The sequence below is a fragment of the Pseudomonadota bacterium genome, from assembly GCA_022572885.1.
Lineage (GTDB): Bacteria > Pseudomonadota > Gammaproteobacteria > Steroidobacterales > MnTg04 > MnTg04.
This window is the reverse complement of record JACZVC010000006.1, coordinates 39568-57767: the sequence shown is the minus strand read 5'-3', so window position 1 is coordinate 57767 and position 18200 is coordinate 39568. Positions and strand designations below refer to the sequence as shown.

The window sequence follows — 18200 nt, the reverse complement described above, 5'->3', positions numbered from 1 at the left end:
TTCCTTTCACAATGCTTCGTCGTTCAACGACCGCAGCAACCTGGCAAACTCCGCGGGCCGAAAACGCTCATCATCCTCGACCGCCGCCGCCAGAATGTCCAGATAATTTTGCAACGACAGATCACCGCTTTCGAAGGCCAGCATCTGGATCGCCATAAAGGCCTGCTCGGCGCCAACGTAATCGGCAAATTCTCCCTGCGCACCCGCTTCCAGAAGCGCAGACAAAACGAGCTGGCTGTCGATCCGGTTCGGCCTGGACGAGACGTACGCCTGCAATCGTCGAAGCACGTCATCGAGCGCCGCCGCCGCTGCCTGCATGCTCGCGGGACTCGCCGCTGTTGCCGCATGCAACGCCGCTACGGCCGCCGCCAATTCGTCAACCAACGCGCCACCGGCACCCTTTGCCACGGCCATTGCCATCACCAGGCTGCCGTCATTGAGGTAGGGCATGCCCAGCGCCAGTCCCCGGTGGCGTTGGCGCGGTTGCCAGCGCACAACTTTCATCGATCGGTGGCAGGCGTGACAATCGAACAGCCCGAGTTCCGGCAACAGGCCACTACCCAGGAAAGCCGGATCCTGGACCAGGGAAAGGCGTTGCCTGCTGTCGGCGAGCACGCCCGATACCCAGGCGAGCACGTGCCCGGCATCTTCCTTGCGCTCACGATAATCCTGGTCGACCTGGTAATGCGGCTGCCGGCCCGCCGTCCGCCAAAGTTCGGTAAAAGTATCCAGTTCAAATGCCAGCCTCGGATGACCTGCAGCCATCAGAGTGTGCGTGGCGAATTTGGTTTTTGTCCCCAGGTGACAGGATAGACACAGCCTCGCCCTGTCCACCACCTTGTCAGCCGGGTACATTCCGGCTTCGATACTGGCGGCGCGACTGGTCCCGCCTGCGTCGTCATGGGTGCTCAGCCATTGCCCGGCTCCGCCATGACAACTCTCGCAACCAACCCCGTCGGAGATCTGGAAACGCTCGCCACGCAAGCTGTGGGCTACATTATCGGCGTGGCAATCCAGGCAAAGATCGGCTTTCTCCGCGGCCTTCAAGCCAAGGCGGGCCGCGATGGCCTGTGACTGCTTGCCAAGCAGGGTTCGATAAGCGCCGGAATGCGGATCGGACCGCGTCCAGCTCACGTATTCGGTTTGCAGCACGCGGGAACCGCTGCGTGTCGTCGCCGATCCATGGCACTGCGACGCGGCGCAGGACGCCACACCCAGATGCTTTCTGCCATCGTCGGCAGGCAAAGTCTCGGGCCATGCGCCCACTGGGAACATTATCGCGAGAGCCAGTAAGCTACCGATCAGCGGGGTTGTGAATCTGTTCAAAGATTTATTCGTCATGGACATACCATGGATCTCCTTCCGCATCGAGATAAAGAGCTTCCATCTCCTGACGGTTCAACGGCCTGGATCCTCTGCGGCCAAACACGGCAATCTGCCCACCGGTTTCATCCACGCCACGATCCCGATCGAGACCCTTCGACAGCGACAACGCAGCGCTTCGCGTTGGATAACTCGCAATGATTTCAGGCCTTGGTTCCGGGCTAAACCCGTAAAAGTTTGGCTGCGATTCCGGTGAGGTCAGTTGCAATACCTTCAGCCCGCCTTTGCCATCGGCCAGGTAAGCGAACAGCGATGCGTTGGTCGACGCGGCGACAACGTCATGCGCATCGACGATTTGCCCGCCAGCATCGAACATCGTCAGCAAGCTGGGTTGCTCCGGATTCCAGACGTCGATAATGGCCAGACCATCCTTGCCGGCCGCAACATAGGCATAGGTACGCGCGACATAGAGTTTTCTCGCCTCGCGCAATGACACGCCCGCGCCATCGACCAGCACCGGGTTCTCCGGATCGGTGACATCGACCACCCGCATGCCGGTGCTGTCGGTGACAAACAAATATCTGAATTGCAAGGCCGATGCGTAACCGCCATCGAGCGGCAGCACTGCGGATATCTTCGGCTCCAGAGGATCGTCGAGGTTGACGATGACCAGCCCCCGCTCGGTCATCAGGTAAGCATAATAACCACCCAGCGTGACATGCCGTGCGCCTGCCAGCGCACCATCGCCGTCCCAGGTCAGAGCGCGTGTTACAAAGTTATTGTCCAGATCGCCATCTGAAAAAGTATTGATATCGACCAGGATCAGCCCCTCTATCCGATCGGAAATCACCGCGTAGTTGTAAAGCGGATGAAATGGCTGCTCCTGGTTTTCTACCCGCATCAGCTCACCCTGGTTTTTTGGCGGGTGGATCGGCTGATTGGTGGGCAGGGCGATGCAAGTCGCATCGCGACTCGGTAAATGCGAGTCATGGCCGAGCGGGCTGAACGGCGCGCCGACGATACGCTGACTGAAACCCTTGTTGGCCACGTTCGCTACATCGTAGACCCTGACCCCATCGGCCCCCTCGGCCGCATAGAGATATTCACCCCGAAGCTGCACGCAACTGGCCGCCCCTGCGTCACGATGATGTTCCTGCTCAAGAACATTGCCATTGCCTTGGTGAGCGCGGTAATTGTCGGGATAGGCGTAGCGCTGCAGGTAACTTCCTATCACCGCCTGCGGTTCATCCCATTCCGTAACCTGCACCGCGGATACCGCGTCTGCCAGGCCGAGCCAGACATTGAACCCGACAAAGTTGACGAAGTTCGTCCCCAGCAACAGCAATTGCGCCATCGCGGCATTGTTGTCCCGGTCTGCCGACAAGTGACATTGCGTACAGGTCCTGGTTTCCGTCTTGCGCGTCGTGTGGGGGAAATGCGGGTTAAAAGCCTGTGAGCTATAGCCACTGGCGGCAACGGGCGCCTGCTGTATATAAATGCGTTCGCGGTTCGCATTGGTCGAGGACAGGACCAGTGCGGACGACGAGCGCACCGGCGCTATCTTGCCGTCATTAGCCGGGCCCCGTTTACCGAGCATGAACATCTGATCGCGCGCAACCTGCGGATTGTAGGTCGCGTAGTTCCGGGTTTCCCCACCTTCATATTGGTGACGCTCGGTCTTCCAGTTTGCCTCGATCGGCAAATGACAACCGGCGCAGCTGGTCACCCACGAAGTATGGCAACTGTAACATTCCAGTTCCTCGTCCTGGTGTGCGAGATCGGCCGTTAGAATTTGCGGCCCCCACTCCTGGGTGCGCACATCCCGGCTCATCAGCTTGGCCCGCGCCGCCTTCGCGTTATACGCGTCGTGCTCAGGATCGACCGAGTCCTTGACCAGGCTCAACTCCCATTCCTTGTCAGGGTCCAATAACGAGCGCTGAATCAGTTTGCCGCCCCGCCACTCGAAACGCCGCTTGCCATTGGGGTTTCTCAGCAGGCGCAGATCGTAACCGCCGGGCCGGGCCGCCGGCCCGGAAGTCAGCAGTGTCGGGTATTGTTGCGCAGTCCCATGGCAATCCTTGCATTCGATTTCGATGGCGCTGGCGACCTCGCCGTAGATATGCCCGTTACTGTGATTGTCCTGGGCGAAATGACAATCGACGCAGTGCATGCCCTTGTCGAGATGAATCGAGGAAAGATGCACGGCCTTCTGAAATTTCTGCGGATCATCGTTGGCGACGATATTGCCATCGGCGTCGAGAAGCCTGCCGGTCTGGTCGCGCTTCTGAACGGCCCGGAAATTCCAGCCATGCCCATGATAATCGGCAAACTGCGTGTCATTTAGCTGTGGATTGAGCCCGGATACGCCACGCAGAAAATCGAGATCGGCCCACTTTCCGCGGACCACTGCGCCCTCCGGATTCCGGTCCAGAACTTCGCGCTGGGCCTGGGTACTGAGCTTCTGTTGCTGTTCTGGCCACATAAATGGAGCATCGGATTCGTAATCCCACATCGTGTAACCGAGATAAGTATTCATAAACATGTTCGGCTGGTGCATATGGCAAACCATGCACTGGCTGGTCGGGATCATGCGGGTAAACTGGTGCCTGAGCGGATGCCCGGATTTGCCCTTTGGAATCGCTGGGTCCACCGACGCCGATACACCGTCGTGACCGTATTTCGCATAGCCACCCGAATGCCGGGGGTCACGGTCGTTGGCATAGACCACATGACAGGAGGCGCATCCCGACGAGCGGTAGTCACCCGGTTGGTCGTTGGTGCCGAGAAACCACATCAGCGGATCGTTCAGCCGAGTCTTGTGGATATTGATCAGCGGCACGGAAATTCTCGCACCGGTTCCCGGCCCGCGGTTCGACTGGCGGATATCCGGCCGTCCCGGTTCCTCCAGCCGCTGGATCTGGCCGCTGACGTTTGGCAGACCGATCTCCGGGAACAGGTTGCCGATATTTCTGCCGCCGCGTTCGAACACGCGGAACACATCGGCGGGTTTGACCGTTTCCCAGGCGGGCATGGGGCTTAGTCCGGGCAAGACGCCATGGGCTTCCGCAATCTCCGGGGCCAGTCCCGTACCGGTCACTGCCGCCGCTTCCCCGTCGGCCGTATAAGCCTCACCCAGGATATATTTCTTGAATGGCAGGATGCCGTTGTTATAAGCGGCGGCGCCCCAGAACATGGCGCCGGTAGCCATCAGCGAGCGCACATTGGCATCGATCAGCGACTGGTGGCAGGCGCCGCACGCCTGGCTGGCCACCCGGTAATCCGATGGGTTTACAAAACGAACGTACTCGGCGCTCTCCCGGTTGAGCAAGGTATAGCTGCGCTCCGGGTTTGCGCTATCGGGGTAGTGCCAGGATTCCGGGTAAAGGGGCCGCACATGCGCGCGCCGCATCGTCTCGTCATAAGCGGTCTCTTTTGGTTCCGCACCTTGCGGCCTGCCGATGGTGGCAAGACCACCATGGCAGTCCGTACACCCCAGAACGACCGCATCGCCTCGGTGCATCGTTGCGGCATCGGTACGCTCGTGGCAGGAAACGCAACCGGCGCTCTTGGCACGCGCCGCGTCCCGCGTCTGCAGCCGTGGCGCCGGTGGATAAAAGGGGTAGTCGATGGCCTGCGGCTTCTCACCCTCGCTGGCCGGCGACCAGTCGGGAACTACTACCAACAGCGCCAACAACGCCGTTCGCAGGCAGGTGGTTGACAGCACATGTAGTGCGCGGCTCACCATCAGTACTCCATCACCAGGTTGGCCAATATGGCATACGGTGTGTCATTTCCGAACAGGCTCTTGTAACCGGCGCCCGGCAGCAAGGCTGACGCGGACAAGCGCAGGATGACGTTTTGCGAAATCAGCGGCCGGTAAATCAACGACAAGGAAACATCCTGCCCGATATTCCGGGATATCCCGGATTGGTTGCGGCTGGCCTCGAGTACCGCCGTTTCGTTGAACCATAGTTGATTCAGATTGACCGAAAGCCTTAACCGCGGCGTCAGGTCCAGGTCGGCGCCAAGACCGACCAGGCTCAGGCCGGGGTTGGTAAAATTGGATTGCGCCTGCCCCTTGGATGGCCTGAGTGAGTTCAGCAAACCATTCTGACCCGACAACGCGACCTTGCCGCCGCCGATAAACGGTACCGCCTGACGAATCCAGAAACTGGTGTCGGCGCCGGCAATCAGCGGGTTTTCGAGTATGGCATCGAAGCCGGTGGCGCGATCATCGAAGGGATCGTCATCGCCGCTGGCATAAACCATGGTTGCCCGAATCCGGTACCAGTCGAAATCGATCGAGGTTTCCGCCGCAGCAAAAAAAGCACGTATGTCGGTTTTGCCGTCCCGGAAAACACTCGGCGTTTCTTCTCCAAAAGCAAAGTAACCGGAGAGGGTCAGATTCCAGCGGCCGATGTGGCCATCGCCATTAAGACCCACATAGCTGACGTCATAATCGCGTAGCCTCTCGGTTCCCAGCGACGCAGGCCGGACTATGAACCCGTTGTCGTCAAAAAAGCCCTCGCCGGTTTCCCGGTTCCGGTTGTGTACCAGCACAAACTGGCTGTTGAAGCCGAGCCAGGGAAAGTCCTGCCGATACACATTAAACAGGAATACGTCATCGTCACGCAGTGCGTCCGCCAGGCTTTGCTTGGGGAAATCGTTCAGACCGCTGTTGGTGTCTTTCTCGAATCGCCTGAACCAGCCGATATTGTATTGCCAGCGATTGTTGTCGCGCGTACCGAAAAGCCGGACGCCAAACGGGCTGTCCTGAAACAAGAACCCCCTGAAATCGGCTGTGATCGGCTGGATGCCAATACGCAGGCTGTCAAAATCGTAACGCTCCGAAACGTTTCTCAGGTGCTTGTCGACAAACAACCCCTGGATGCCGACAAAACCCTCCTTCCGGCTGGTGCCGGTTGCCGGATTGACCCTCAAAAAACCGCGTTCATCGACCGCCACATGGTTCAGGTTAAACACTGGCATGAACCGAAACTCGTAATCAGGTGGCCGGAAAACGGTGTCGCCCTTGTAAATCACGGTTTCGACAATCAACAACTGGTTAAAGACCCGCTGATCGCTGCTGCCGAAAATATCGAGGCTGCCGGGTCTCTCGGTGGTCGAGCCGCCCACCGGCGTCGGTAGCCGCCGAAATTCAAAGATCGAGTCGGATACGACTTTCAGACTGAAAAACCAGTCATCGCCAAATGCCGGCCGGTCACCCTTGAGCACATTGTTGCCACTGTATGGGTCCCACCAACGCTCCGGGTAGCCGAGCGCCGAGACGATACGCCAGCGATCCGGCACGACCGTGAATTCCGGCAAGTCTCCCCACGCCGCCGGGGGCAGCCCCTCGGGATCGCAAGGCGGCGGCGCCGGCCGCGGACGCCCCGGTCGCCGCCTGCGGAGCTCGCCATGCCGGCCCGAACAATCCACGGCAACTGAATCCTCCACTGGAACCGGCTGGTCGCCAGGCGCGGGCGCCGAAAACAAAACCAGCGCACCGGCCAGCGCTATCGACGCCAGTTTATTTGTTGTCGCAGACATTTTGTTCGTCGCTGTCGAGATAGGGCGTGGGCGGGCAATTGACGTAACGCAGCCGGGTTCCCTGCGGCACCAGGTTGTCAGCGCGCATCTGGATTTGCGCGTTGTTGATCGTACCCAGTTGCAGCGCGGCTTCGTGTACTCCGAGAAAGGCGATCAAGTCGTCCTGGTCCACGCCATCGCCTGAAACGCCGATCCCCCCGACCAGTTGGGTACCGCGGTATATCGGCACGCTGCCCGGGAAAATCTGGATCCCGTTGGCCAGGGCCGGAATTACCCCAGCAACGGCAAAACCAGTGTCGAAACCGTCTATGCCGGTGCAATTGGCGGACACATCGGGCGCCAGTCCGAGCACAAAAGCTACGTGCTGGATCAGCGCGTTATACACCAGGTCCAGTTGCAAGCCGGTTGAAAAAGGACTCCATTGACCCGTTGCTTTGCTAAACGGCCCTTCGGGATTGCCATCGATGCCGTCAGGGAAAAACGGCCTGGACAGATTGCCGCCCGCCCGGTCGGAGAACGCGACCATGCCATCGGCCAGCGCCGTGGGCAGCCCGAGGAATGACCTGAGCCGGGAAACATACTGTGACAACGGCTCCTTGCGGAGAACGACCAGCCCGCCATCGAGATAAGTGGCCGGCGGCACGCCGTTCAGCGCACCGGCAGCGGCGCTGGACGAGAAAAACGTCGCCGTACGCGCCTTTTGCAAGGAAACATCTATACCAAACACGGGCGCGTCGCGGCTGCGGACGATCCCCAGCACTACGCCGTTGCTGTCCACAACCGATATGCTGACCCGGGCCGGGCTCCCCAATGGCCGGCGAATCTGCGCCCTGGCCCGGTTTGCAACCGCCAAAGCGCGCGACAGAATTTCATCGACCTCACTCGCGGCAAGCGCCGCGGCGCCATCGGTTCCAGCCTGCGGCCGAAACCTCTCGGCATCGACGGCATCGACCAGGACAAAAGCATCCAGCCCGGCGAAGTCCAGGGTATCGGGGCGTATGCCGGAGGCTGGCTGGCCGAAAGCGACTCCCTGCCTGACCGGGGCGCCGCCCGAATAACCGGGCACCACGATCAGCGAGCCGGCAACGCCGTCGATGCTGGAGAAAGATGGCGCGGCATTCGGATCGGCAAACAGATCGGGCTCCTCCGCATCGGAAAAGCGCAGGGTCTTGCCATCGATGCTGATACGTTCCGCCCGTCGCTCGCGCGGCGCCGCCAGGCCGGCTGCACCTGCCAGCGCGACCAGCTCGTCGGCGTCAATGTCGCGATCCGCAATATCGAGGTCGACGCTATAGCTTGCGTCGCTGATAACACCGATGCCGCCCACCGGCGTTCCGGCCTTGTATAGTGGCAATCCGCCTGGATCGGCGGACAACCCCAACGGCGAACGATAAGGGCCGGCGCCGGGCAGGCCGCCACTGAAACGCTGATTCAGGTCTGAACACGGCAGCTGGCTGAACTGCACGCCAAACAATGGCCCGCCAGGTTGCATCGTCTCCAGCGGATTGAAATGATCTTGAATGATTTGACTGGCAGTACGAGTGCTAAACGCATTGCCTTCACTGGAAAGATAAGCGGCGGTTACCGCCTTGCTGATCGCCGCCATCGAGTCCGGCACGATGTTGACCTGTTCGAGGCCGCCGCTGACCGGCATGCCGGACGCAACCGTCACCGACGTTGCCGCCCCGTTCATCCGAAAAACAGCCAGCACGTTGCCGAGCCGGTCGACGACGGCGATCGTCGCGCTGACTCCGCGAGCCTGCGCCTCCGCAACCGCTTGCGCGATCACCCCTTCGACATCGGCGACGCTGAGTTGAGTCGGCGTATCGGCGCAAAATCCGCTGCAGCCTATAGGTGGAGTATTCGGGTCCACACTGACCGGGGGCTGGCCAGGCGATCCGCCGCCGCACCCATAAAGCACGAGAACCAGGGCAAAGCAGAAAAATCGGCAGCCGGTCCACGCGGGCTTGCCGAAAAGGCTGCCGGCGTCGATTGCCGCGGTCACGGGAAAGCGCCCTTGTCAGGCGTGTGAAAACGGTGGCACATGATGCAGGTGCTCGCGATCTGCCCGCTGCGGTTTCGCCGCGCTACCGCGCTGCCATGACACTCGCGGCAAGTATCGATTCCCGGCATCAAAACATCCGCGGATGACTCGGAGCCTGCGGCGGCATGACAAAGGCCGCAATCCGCTGCCTCGGTGTCGTGCGCCCGATGTGAGAAAACGGCATGCGGGTAAAACTCCTGCGTGAGCTTGACCGCTTCGACTCGCCACGGCACGGCCCCGCCCTCACCAGTGCTCGATACCTCGTGGCAATTCACGCAGGTGGTTCTCTCGAAGATATCCTGGGCAACCGCCATCGCCTTTTTGCGCGCCTCCCCCGCCACCCGGTCCCTGTCTGCGCGGGTCAAGACCTGGCCCGGCCGCCGCAACCGCCGTCCCGCCGCCTCGGGATCATCGCCAAGTAAGCGGGCGCTGTAATATTCGATGAGAATCTGCAGCACTTTCTCCGGTTCGCCGTGGGGAACTTCCCGTTCGGGGTCGTCCGGATCGAAATTCAGGGTATGACATCCGCTGCAATGCTCGTCCATCGAGATCGGGATCATACGCGCGCCACCGGTTTCAACCTGGTGGCAATCGGCACAGACCAGGACCCGCCGGTCATCCGGCGTTGCCAACCCTTCTGCATCGAGATGGATGCTGTGATCGAACTTCAGCCGCGAACGGTCTTTCATACCGGGATCATCAAGCGCGACTCGTCGCACCGTCCATTCGGCATCGTCGTCACCGGGTAATGGCGGCCACAACAAACTCGGCCGGAAATCGGGATGTTGCTTGAGGAAATCAGTGACGACGGCCAGTTCCACACCTGCCGCCAAATCTGCATGGCAATCCGCACAAAGATCCTGGTGCTGTTTGATGAGTTCTGGTGGCTCATTGTGTTCAAGATGACAGCCAGCGCAACGCGCCTGCCCGAGTACCGCAACAGACTGGCTATCCACGCCGATATGCCGGTCGGCGGCATGACAATCAAGACAGGCCTGGTCAGACACCCGCGAGAAAGCGCCAACATGACAGACCTGACAATCATCACCGGCTCCGGAGTGCTTGCTGTGCAAAGGGCCAGCCAGCCACAGCCCATCGCCCGGCAGCACCGGCATGCCGCGCAGGAAGCTCGCAACGCCCGGGTGGATCAGGCCGGATGCCGGGATTATCAGCGCGAAGAGGAGAACGATGACGGCCAGCGCCCAGGACAGGCGTCGTTTGTTCCAGGAGGTCTGCGACAATCGCAGCGACCCGAATTGGGAGGCCAACTCTTCGCTGGTCGCGGCGGAGCTAAGCTCGAAAGTAATCGCGAAATCGAAGCCGGGCGGTGCCTCGATAACCGTCAGTATGTTCGAGCCGACTTCGATAACGTCGCCGGTCTGCAACTTCACGTCTCGTTGCGAACGCCCATTGACCGTGACGCCCGCCAGCGCGCGCGTGGAAATATGAACGTCGCCGTTCCTGGCCTCGATGCGAGCGTGTTGCAGCCGCGCCCTTTTGTCTTTCAGATGCAGGACCTGATCCGTCGCGCGGCCGATCGTTATCGTCGGATCGTCAACGATTTTGTCGTAATGCTCGACGCTCCCGGCAGCACCCTGAGACAGGAATCGGATCAGGTATCTCACCGCATCACCAATACAAGAATACGGTGATGATATGAACGGCAAGTGCCGTCATCAGAGCCACCGATAGTGGCACGTGGATGTACAACCAGGCCTCGAGCATCGCCTGTAGCCGAATGTCTATTCGCAGTCGCTCCAGCAGTTTCCGCTTGTTCCGCAGCAACCCCGACAACTCGGCCATCTTGGCCGCCGTCCCGGCATCCATACTGCGTGACTGCTGCTCGGCGAGCCAGTCCAGCGCCGCCTCCTGGCCGGGGTTTGCAACAACCGTATAGTCGTCACCCGTGGGCAATACGACCTGTGAATTGTCGCGGCCGGCGAGCATCGCCCACGCGGACCCACCGACCACCGTGCGGTTGATTCCGCTGTGGATCAGCTCACCATATCCTCTCGGCAACCCCTGTGCGACACGCTTTGACCGGCTATCGATGTCGTCAATCTGGTCAATCAGATCAGCCCGGCCGGCGCCCTGCCGATTCTCGCTCAGCCGCAGCGGATTCTTTATATACATATAGATGCCGAAAATGCCGCTCAGCACGACGAGAATCATCAGCACGAAGGCAAGCGTGTGCACGTTGATGCCAAACTGGAAACCGGAGTGCAGCAGTACCACGACGATGAGCGCGAGACCCAGGTACACATGGGCCGAGAGCCAGCCCTGAACGGTGCCGGCCGTCGACGAGTATTGCCTCTTGCGCACGCCGAACCAGGCAAGCCAAAAGATCAGCAGGGCCCCCAACGTGCCGAGCGTGTACCCAAGGGCCGTGCCACCGTTGGGCGGTTCCTGCGGATCGTGGAGCGCATAGGCGAGCACGGCTGCCGCGGACACGCCCAGCGCCACCCACAGGTAACGGTAGCGGTTGTACCTGATGATCGACTCTTGCATATCAGCGTGCCCGTTTGGCCAGCGTGACGAATTCGGACGGGCTCATTCTGATCGCCGCTCCGGTCGGGCAGGCGCGCACGCAGGCAGGCCCACCGGACAAGTCCTTGCACATGTCACATTTCACGGCCTTCTTGACCGCCGCCGTTTCCGCGGCCACCTCGCGTTGTCCCGGCGCGGTCCCACTGCCGGTCAGCATCCAGGTCAGCAATCCCGTTGGTTCTTCCTTGGCGCTGGCCATTTGAATCACGTCATAAGGGCAGTTACGCTCGCAATTTCCGCAACCGATGCAGCTATCCGCGATATAGACCTCGCCGTTCGGCGCTCTGTGGATCGCATCGGGAGGGCAATCCTTCATGCAATGCGGGTCCTCGCAGTGACGGCACGAGGTCGGGACATGCACCTGCGCATAGGTCGGTCCGGCCGCACGATCGAGGCGCGAAGTGCCGCCATGCGTCTCGGCGCATGCCTTCTCGCAATGGTCGCAACCGATGCAGAGGGACTCGTCGATCAGCAGGACATCCGTGGCCTCGCCGAGTCCTTGCTGCATCAGGAAAGTAATGATGTCGCCGGCCTCCGGCTGGGCTTCCATGCGCAGGTTTTCGCTGATCCGCTCGCGGACCTTTTCCTGCACGCGCCTCCGTAGCCCGGGGTTACGGTCGAGCATCGACAGGAATGTACTGGCGTCCAGGCTGATCGACTCCGTCGCCACGGTGGCGCGCACCGTGGCCGAGCGGTTGGCGTTGCCAAGGAGGCCCATTTCACCAACGTAGTTGCCGGCAGCCAGATACGAGGTGACGATGTCGCGGCCGCCGATGCGCTTCGAGATCGAAACGGAGCCGCTGCGAATCAGGTGCACGCTGTCGGCTTCGTCGCCCTCCGCGAATAGTATCTCCCCTGCCTTGTAGGATTTCAGCTCCGCCGCTTTCGCGACCTCATGCAGTTCTGCAAACGACGCTTCAGGCACCAGGCTTGCCCGCAAAGCCCGGATGATGAAGTGTTCATCGATCACGCGGCGAACATCGGCGTAGGAGTTCATCAGCTTGATCATCTCCCGGCGCGGCGATTCCAGTAATACGCAGGCCTCGGCTGCCCGCACGGTAGCGGCGCGCCTGCGGCCGGACAGCAGGCTGATCTCCCCGAAGAATTGACCCTCGGTAATGCTTATCTTCTGCCCACCGCCGGCCTCCACCTCGACCGCGCCCTGCAGGATCGTGAAGAAGGTGTTCGTATAGTCGTTTTGTTTGAAGACGACATCGCCGGCAGCCGGTGTCAGGAGCTTGCTCGCGAGTACGAGTTCGCGAAGGACCAGGCCGTTTACATTTGCGAACAGCGGAATCTTTTCGCGAATCAGCGCCAGCGTTTCGTCCACGCCGAGACCGAACGGCAACCCGGCGAACTTCTGCTCGAGGATCCCGTGATCGGCCGGCAGGATGTCATTGCCGGCGATATACTCGACGACCTCATAACCCTGGTTCATCGCTTGCTTGATCAGCGGGTAGCCGCCCAGCGCGCCGATGACGTACATGCCCGCGACGTTCGATTCGTACTGCGTGCTGAGTTCGGGAAGCGTGGCCGGGTCGTCGCTGGGAAATTCGATAGCGCAGGACTCGACGAAGCGGCGCGGCGGTATCGCGCCGAGGCGCGCGATTATTCGATGGCATTCGACACGCGCCTCCGCTGCCTCGGTCTTCAGAATGATCGCCCCGGTCGCCGCGCCGTCGGCATCAATGATTTTGGCGACGGTCGTGCTGTAAAAGCATTGGATAGCGCCATCGTCGATAGCCCGGGATATCAGCGAAAGGTTGCCGTCTTTCGCGCGGGCGAATTCGTCGCGGCGGTTAACGATGACGACATTGTTGTGCTTGGCGAGCGCAACCGCATTTTCGATCGCCGCGTCACCGGCGCCGACCACAACGATCGTTTCCTGGCTGTATTCGCCGGGATCATCGAGCGTGTATTGCACGAGGCGCGAATCCTCGCCTTCGACCCCCAGTTTGCGTGGATTGCCTTGCAAGCCGATTGACAGGATCACAGACTCGGCCGCAATCTCTTCGCCGTCCTTCAAGGTCAGATGGAAGGTGCCATTGCTCTTGCGGATTTCCGTGACTTCGCTCTGGTAGCGAATGTTGACGCCGAGATCGGCGAGGCCTTTTTCCCATTCGTCGAGAACCCGTTCGCGACTACCCGCCTCGAACTCGAGCGCGCTGCGCAATGGCACCAGCCCTGGCTCTGCCATGACGTGTTTGCCCTTCTGGTATCGCTGAATCGTATTCGCGTGGGCAGGACTGCCTTCCAGCAGGACGTAGGTGAGCCCGAGTTCCTCCGCGTGGGCGGCTGCGCTAAGACCGGCAGGCCCTGCGCCGACAATAGCAATCTGGCAGCTCACAGCAGGGTCCCATTATGCATATCGGCTACATGATTCCATAGGCCAGCATGGCATCCGCAACTTTCACAAAGCCGGCGACATTGGCGCCCTGCACATAATCGACCTGTCCATTGCTCTCGCCGTATCTAACGCAGCGCCCGTGGATGTCAGCCATGATCCCTCGCAAGCGCTCATTCAATTCATCGCGCGACCAGGACAATCGCATGCTGTTCTGGGTCATTTCCAGCCCCGATGTCGCGACGCCGCCTGCGTTCGCCGCCTTGCTCGGCGCAAAAAGAGTGGGCGCGTCCTGAAAAACATCGATGCCGGCTTGTACCGTGGGCATGTTGGCGCCCTCGGCAACGGCCATGCAACCATTCTTGACGAGTTCCCTGGCATCGTCCTCGCTGATTTCATTTTGCGTCGCACACGGAAAAGCCAGGTCTGCCGCGATGTCCCAGGGACGTTTCCCTTTATGGAATTTGACACCGTACTCCTTCGCGTATTCGGTCAGCGAACCACGGCGCACCGTCTTCAGTTCCTTGACATACGCCAGCTTCTCGGCGGAAATCCCGTCGGGGTCGTGGATGCACCCGGACGAATCGGACATCGTCAGGACTTTCGCTCCCAGCTCGATGAGCTTCTCAACCGTATACTGAGCGACATTGCCGGCGCCCGAGACCACCGCTGTCTTGCCATCGATGGACTTGCCATGATGTTTCAGCATGTCTTCCATCATGTAGACGCAGCCGTAACCGGTTGCCTCCACCCGAATTTCACTGCCGCCGAACGCGAGTCCTTTTCCGGTAAGAACGCCGGTGAACTGGTTTGCGAGGCGCTTGTACTGGCCAAACAAATAACTGACTTCGCGTGCACCGACACCGATATCGCCGGCGGGAATGTCGGTATTGGGCCCGATATGGCGGAAAAGTTCGCTCATGAACGACTGACAGAAGCGCATGACTTCCCGGTCCGATTTGCCTTTCGGGTTGAAGTCGGAACCGCCCTTGCCGCCACCCATCGGCAGTCCGGTCAGGCTGTTCTTGAAGGTCTGTTCGAATCCCAGAAATTTAAAGACAGCCAGGGTCACATCCTTTTGAAATCGAAGCCCGCCCTTGTAAGGACCGATCGCGTTGCTCCATTGCACGCGGTATCCACGGTTAACGCGTATGTTGCCTTGATCGTCTTCCCAGCCCACTCGAAACATGATGACGCGGTCTGGCTCTGACAGCCGCTCGAGTATGCGGGCTTCCTTGTAGTCCGGCCGGGTTTCCAGGAACGGGATGATGCTGGTCGCGACTTCGCGCACCGCCTGGTGAAATACTTCTTCGCCCGGACTCCTGCGGATCAGTCCCGCCATGAAATGTTCGAGTTCGGTTTGCTGGCGGCTCACGGGCCCCCTCCTCCCGCGGGCGGCGCGGTGGGTACCGGGTCGCCGAAAACCAACGCGCCGGAGACCCATTGGCTAAGGTCGTCAAACAACGTATAGGTCAGCCCGACGCCGCCCGGCAGGCTCGGATCAGACGTGTTCCCGGGGTCGCTGAAGAAACCGCTGAAGAATCCAAAGTCGGTCGAAAAACCGTCTACCGTCACGTTATTATAAAAGCCGGAAAACTGATGTGCCGGCAGACCTGCACGAGCGCCAATATCCCCGCTGCCCGATGCCACCCATATGGATTGACCGATATTCAGGTTCAATGTGTTGAACACTTGCATATTCGTAAAATCCGCAAGAAACGTCGCGCTGCCGACTACGCCGATTTCACCGAGATTGTTGGTCGGTGAGGTGCTGCCGATCAGGCTGTAGTCGACTGCGCCTGACAGAGGAATCACTGGCGGCGTCATCCATTCAGGGCCGCTGATCCAGTGAAGGCTCTGTTGCGAGAGATCCTGACTGGCGTCGGCGCCGGTATCCAACGTGATGCTGGCCATGCCGCCCGACCATCTGCCCCAGCGCAGCATCGTCACCGAGTCGAAGCCTGTCTCCGCGTTGCCCGCCGCGCCGATGGCAAAGTTCGCCCGGACGACACCGCCAGTCGCATCCGGATGCGGACCAACGAAGCCCTCCAGGTTGTTGCCCGCATCGAGTATGTACTCGAGCGGCGTGTTGTCCTGCGTTCCCGCAAATCCGGAAAATAAAGTTAGCGGCAGCGGACCATTGGACCAGCTTATCGTGCGATTTCCCGGATTCCGTTTCGGGTCGGTAAGATCCATCGTGTTGCCATCGGGATCCGTGCCAAAGATGGGAATCTCAGGCGTTTCGTCATCCCTCGGGCCGGCGCCCGAATCCTGTCCATCTGTTTCTTCCGGTGCACCAACGCGTTGCGGACGGCGATCCGTCAGCGGGACCACAAATTTCTGGCCAGCCGTTATCTCGACCTCCCCGAACTCATTGCGGAAAACCACAATTCCGGCAACAACGCTGATATGCAGACCGTTTTGCAGCGACGAACCACCGGCTTCCGGCGCCGATTCGCAATCGTCCTGGCAAAACAGGACCGTATAGTCGGTGCCACGAATGCCGAGCGTGCCGACCGGGGTGCGAACCTCATAGTCCGCTTCGTTCTCCTTGCCGATCGCACCGGTGATCGAGCGGAACCCGCCTTTGATGAGCCTGTACACCGCACGATCCGCGCTCGCTGACGCTACCGCCGTGCCTTCCGGCACCGGCTCGCCGCTGGCGTACAGAAATTCCTCGATCAGCAAACGGCTGTTCGGGCGGATCGCAACCTTCGCGCCGTCCAGCATCAGCAATTGCGCGCGCGCCGCCTCACCGGTCACGATCGCGTCCGCCACCAGGACTGAGTCACCTTTGGCAAGCGGCACCGGTGGGTCGCGTTCGGCGCTGACCGGCCCCTTCACGAAGATTACCTTGCCGGCTTCGATCGCTTCTGCTCTCAATCCGGGAAAAACAGCGAGCATCGCCGCCAGCAGCAGCAGCGGATATACCCACCGCCGATCTTTTTGAACATTCATTTGGGTGACCATCGGATCAATACTCCCACTTCGGTGCGGTCATAGGTGTAAAGGCCGACATCGGAGTCGTTGTCGATGTACAGAACCCGCGGGATTATCGCGAGGCCCGCCGCCAGTACATCGCGAAATTCCAATTGCAACATCGCGGTCGTTTGATCGTCCTTGCGAGAAGCGCCGAAGAACATGCCGTCGTAATCGGTCTCCAGATAGCCGATCGATCCGAACATGCGGGTGTTCCCGGTGACTGGCGCGCTGATGCTAAAACGTACGCCCGCCTTCGAATTTCCATAGGGCGAACCAGACTGTGTTTCGGAATCGTTGCCGCCAATCAGCTCGAATTTGACACTCGCATCCCCCATGACAGGGCGCATCAGACCGAGGCTGTAAAGCAATCGGTCGACATTCAGAATACCGATACTGTCTTCGTATCGTTGCCCACCGTAGCGAATATTGGTGCTTATGTCCCAGCTGTCCCCGATCGGCCGTCCAAGTTCAAAATTGACGCCAGCGTACTTCTCGTTGTAGTCGCCATCGCGGGCACCCCAGTACCCGTCAAAACCGAGCCGACCATGGAACGATTCGTTGCGCCAGGCAATCGCAGCCTGCCCGCTTACCGTGGTTGCGTCTACGAATGACGCATCGGGATTGTTACGATGTCTGGCGCGCATTCTCGCAAACCACACCGACTGCGGGCCGGATTTCCTGACCCAGTTGAATCCCGCACCGACTTCGGTAAACACCGAGCTTGTCTCGACGCTGTTCGGTGTCAGCATGAAACCCAGAAAGTTCTGGCTCCCGGTTGACGCATTGGCATTGGTGTCATGACCGACAAGGGTTTCGATAAAGGGTGTAAATCGGCTTTGGGGTTTCGGCCGGCGATCGATCGCGGCCAAATACTGATTTACAACCTGTCGTACCGTGTCGGGCGGTTGCTCTTCCAGAAGTTGCAGGAAGAGGGAGCGCGACTGGACCTTTTCGCCAGCCTGGAAATGTGCGCGCGCCAGCGCCATGCGGGCACCGGAGAAACTCGGCTCCACGTCCAGAATCCGCTGCAGGCTGAATATCGCTTCGCCATACCGGCCCGAATCCAGCGCTGCAATGCCCAGCAGATAATCGTACAGGGGGTTGCCCGCCAGTTCGGCCTCACGCGTGCCCAGCAGATCGAAAGCCCGATCGTTCTGCCCGCGGCCGATCAGGGTCTCAGCCTCCGCAAGCAACTGCTGCGTCTCAGCGTCCAGGTCGATATGCACGGTTACCGTTGCCGGGCCGACATCCTGGGCGCCGGCCGCAACCGCCCAGGCGCTCAGCACCAGCACGACCACTCGCAATATGCCTTTTGCAATTCCCCGATGGGTTTCTTGTGGCATTTATTTTTCTCTTTGCTTGTCCGGGATTCCCGATCAACCGCGATCAACACGGTCACCGGGCCCAGGA

Annotated in this window: 10 protein-coding genes; all 10 read right to left on the bottom strand. The window is 60.2% G+C overall.

The window, feature by feature from the left end; all coding sequences use genetic code 11:
- Positions 1 to 6 precede the first annotated feature (6 nt).
- The 10 genes from IIA05_03590 to IIA05_03545 are packed head-to-tail and all read right to left on the bottom strand — an operon-like array spanning position 7 to position 18133.
- Positions 7 to 1341 (bottom strand): hypothetical protein, encoded by a 1335-nt coding sequence (locus IIA05_03590; protein MCH9026185.1) that lies wholly within the window; start codon positions 1339 to 1341, stop codon positions 7 to 9.
- Positions 1331 to 5068: a hypothetical protein gene (locus IIA05_03585; GenBank protein ID MCH9026184.1), complete on the bottom strand. Its 3738-nt coding sequence runs from the start codon at positions 5066 to 5068 to the stop codon at positions 1331 to 1333. Before IIA05_03585 ends, IIA05_03590 begins: the two co-directional genes overlap by 11 nt.
- The gene (locus tag IIA05_03580) at positions 5068 to 6873 is read right to left on the bottom strand and encodes a hypothetical protein (GenBank protein ID MCH9026183.1); all 1806 of its coding nucleotides are present in this window, start codon (positions 6871 to 6873) and stop codon (positions 5068 to 5070) included. The genes IIA05_03585 and IIA05_03580 overlap by 1 nt, the downstream gene beginning before the upstream one ends.
- The gene (locus IIA05_03575; GenBank protein ID MCH9026182.1) at positions 6854 to 8866 is read right to left on the bottom strand and encodes a heme-binding protein; all 2013 of its coding nucleotides are present in this window, start codon (positions 8864 to 8866) and stop codon (positions 6854 to 6856) included. The genes IIA05_03580 and IIA05_03575 overlap by 20 nt, the downstream gene beginning before the upstream one ends.
- A gap of 8 nt (positions 8867 to 8874) precedes the next feature.
- Positions 8875 to 10542 (bottom strand): FHA domain-containing protein, encoded by a 1668-nt coding sequence (locus IIA05_03570; protein ID MCH9026181.1) that lies wholly within the window; start codon positions 10540 to 10542, stop codon positions 8875 to 8877.
- A gap of 4 nt (positions 10543 to 10546) precedes the next feature.
- Positions 10547 to 11425 carry a hypothetical protein gene (locus IIA05_03565; GenBank protein MCH9026180.1) on the bottom strand — a complete coding sequence of 293 codons (879 nt, stop codon included), beginning with the start codon at positions 11423 to 11425 and terminating at the stop codon, positions 10547 to 10549.
- Position 11426: 1 nt separating this feature from the next.
- Positions 11427 to 13811 carry a cyclic nucleotide-binding domain-containing protein gene (locus IIA05_03560; protein ID MCH9026179.1) on the bottom strand — a complete coding sequence of 795 codons (2385 nt, stop codon included), beginning with the start codon at positions 13809 to 13811 and terminating at the stop codon, positions 11427 to 11429.
- A gap of 25 nt (positions 13812 to 13836) precedes the next feature.
- The gene (gdhA, locus tag IIA05_03555) at positions 13837 to 15252 is read right to left on the bottom strand and encodes an NADP-specific glutamate dehydrogenase (GenBank protein ID MCH9026178.1); all 1416 of its coding nucleotides are present in this window, start codon (positions 15250 to 15252) and stop codon (positions 13837 to 13839) included.
- Positions 15180 to 16766 carry a FecR domain-containing protein gene (locus IIA05_03550; GenBank protein ID MCH9026177.1) on the bottom strand — a complete coding sequence of 529 codons (1587 nt, stop codon included), beginning with the start codon at positions 16764 to 16766 and terminating at the stop codon, positions 15180 to 15182. Before IIA05_03550 ends, gdhA begins: the two co-directional genes overlap by 73 nt.
- The gene (locus IIA05_03545; GenBank protein ID MCH9026176.1) at positions 16763 to 18133 is read right to left on the bottom strand and encodes a tetratricopeptide repeat protein; all 1371 of its coding nucleotides are present in this window, start codon (positions 18131 to 18133) and stop codon (positions 16763 to 16765) included. Before IIA05_03545 ends, IIA05_03550 begins: the two co-directional genes overlap by 4 nt.
- Positions 18134 to 18200: the final 67 nt, after the last annotated feature.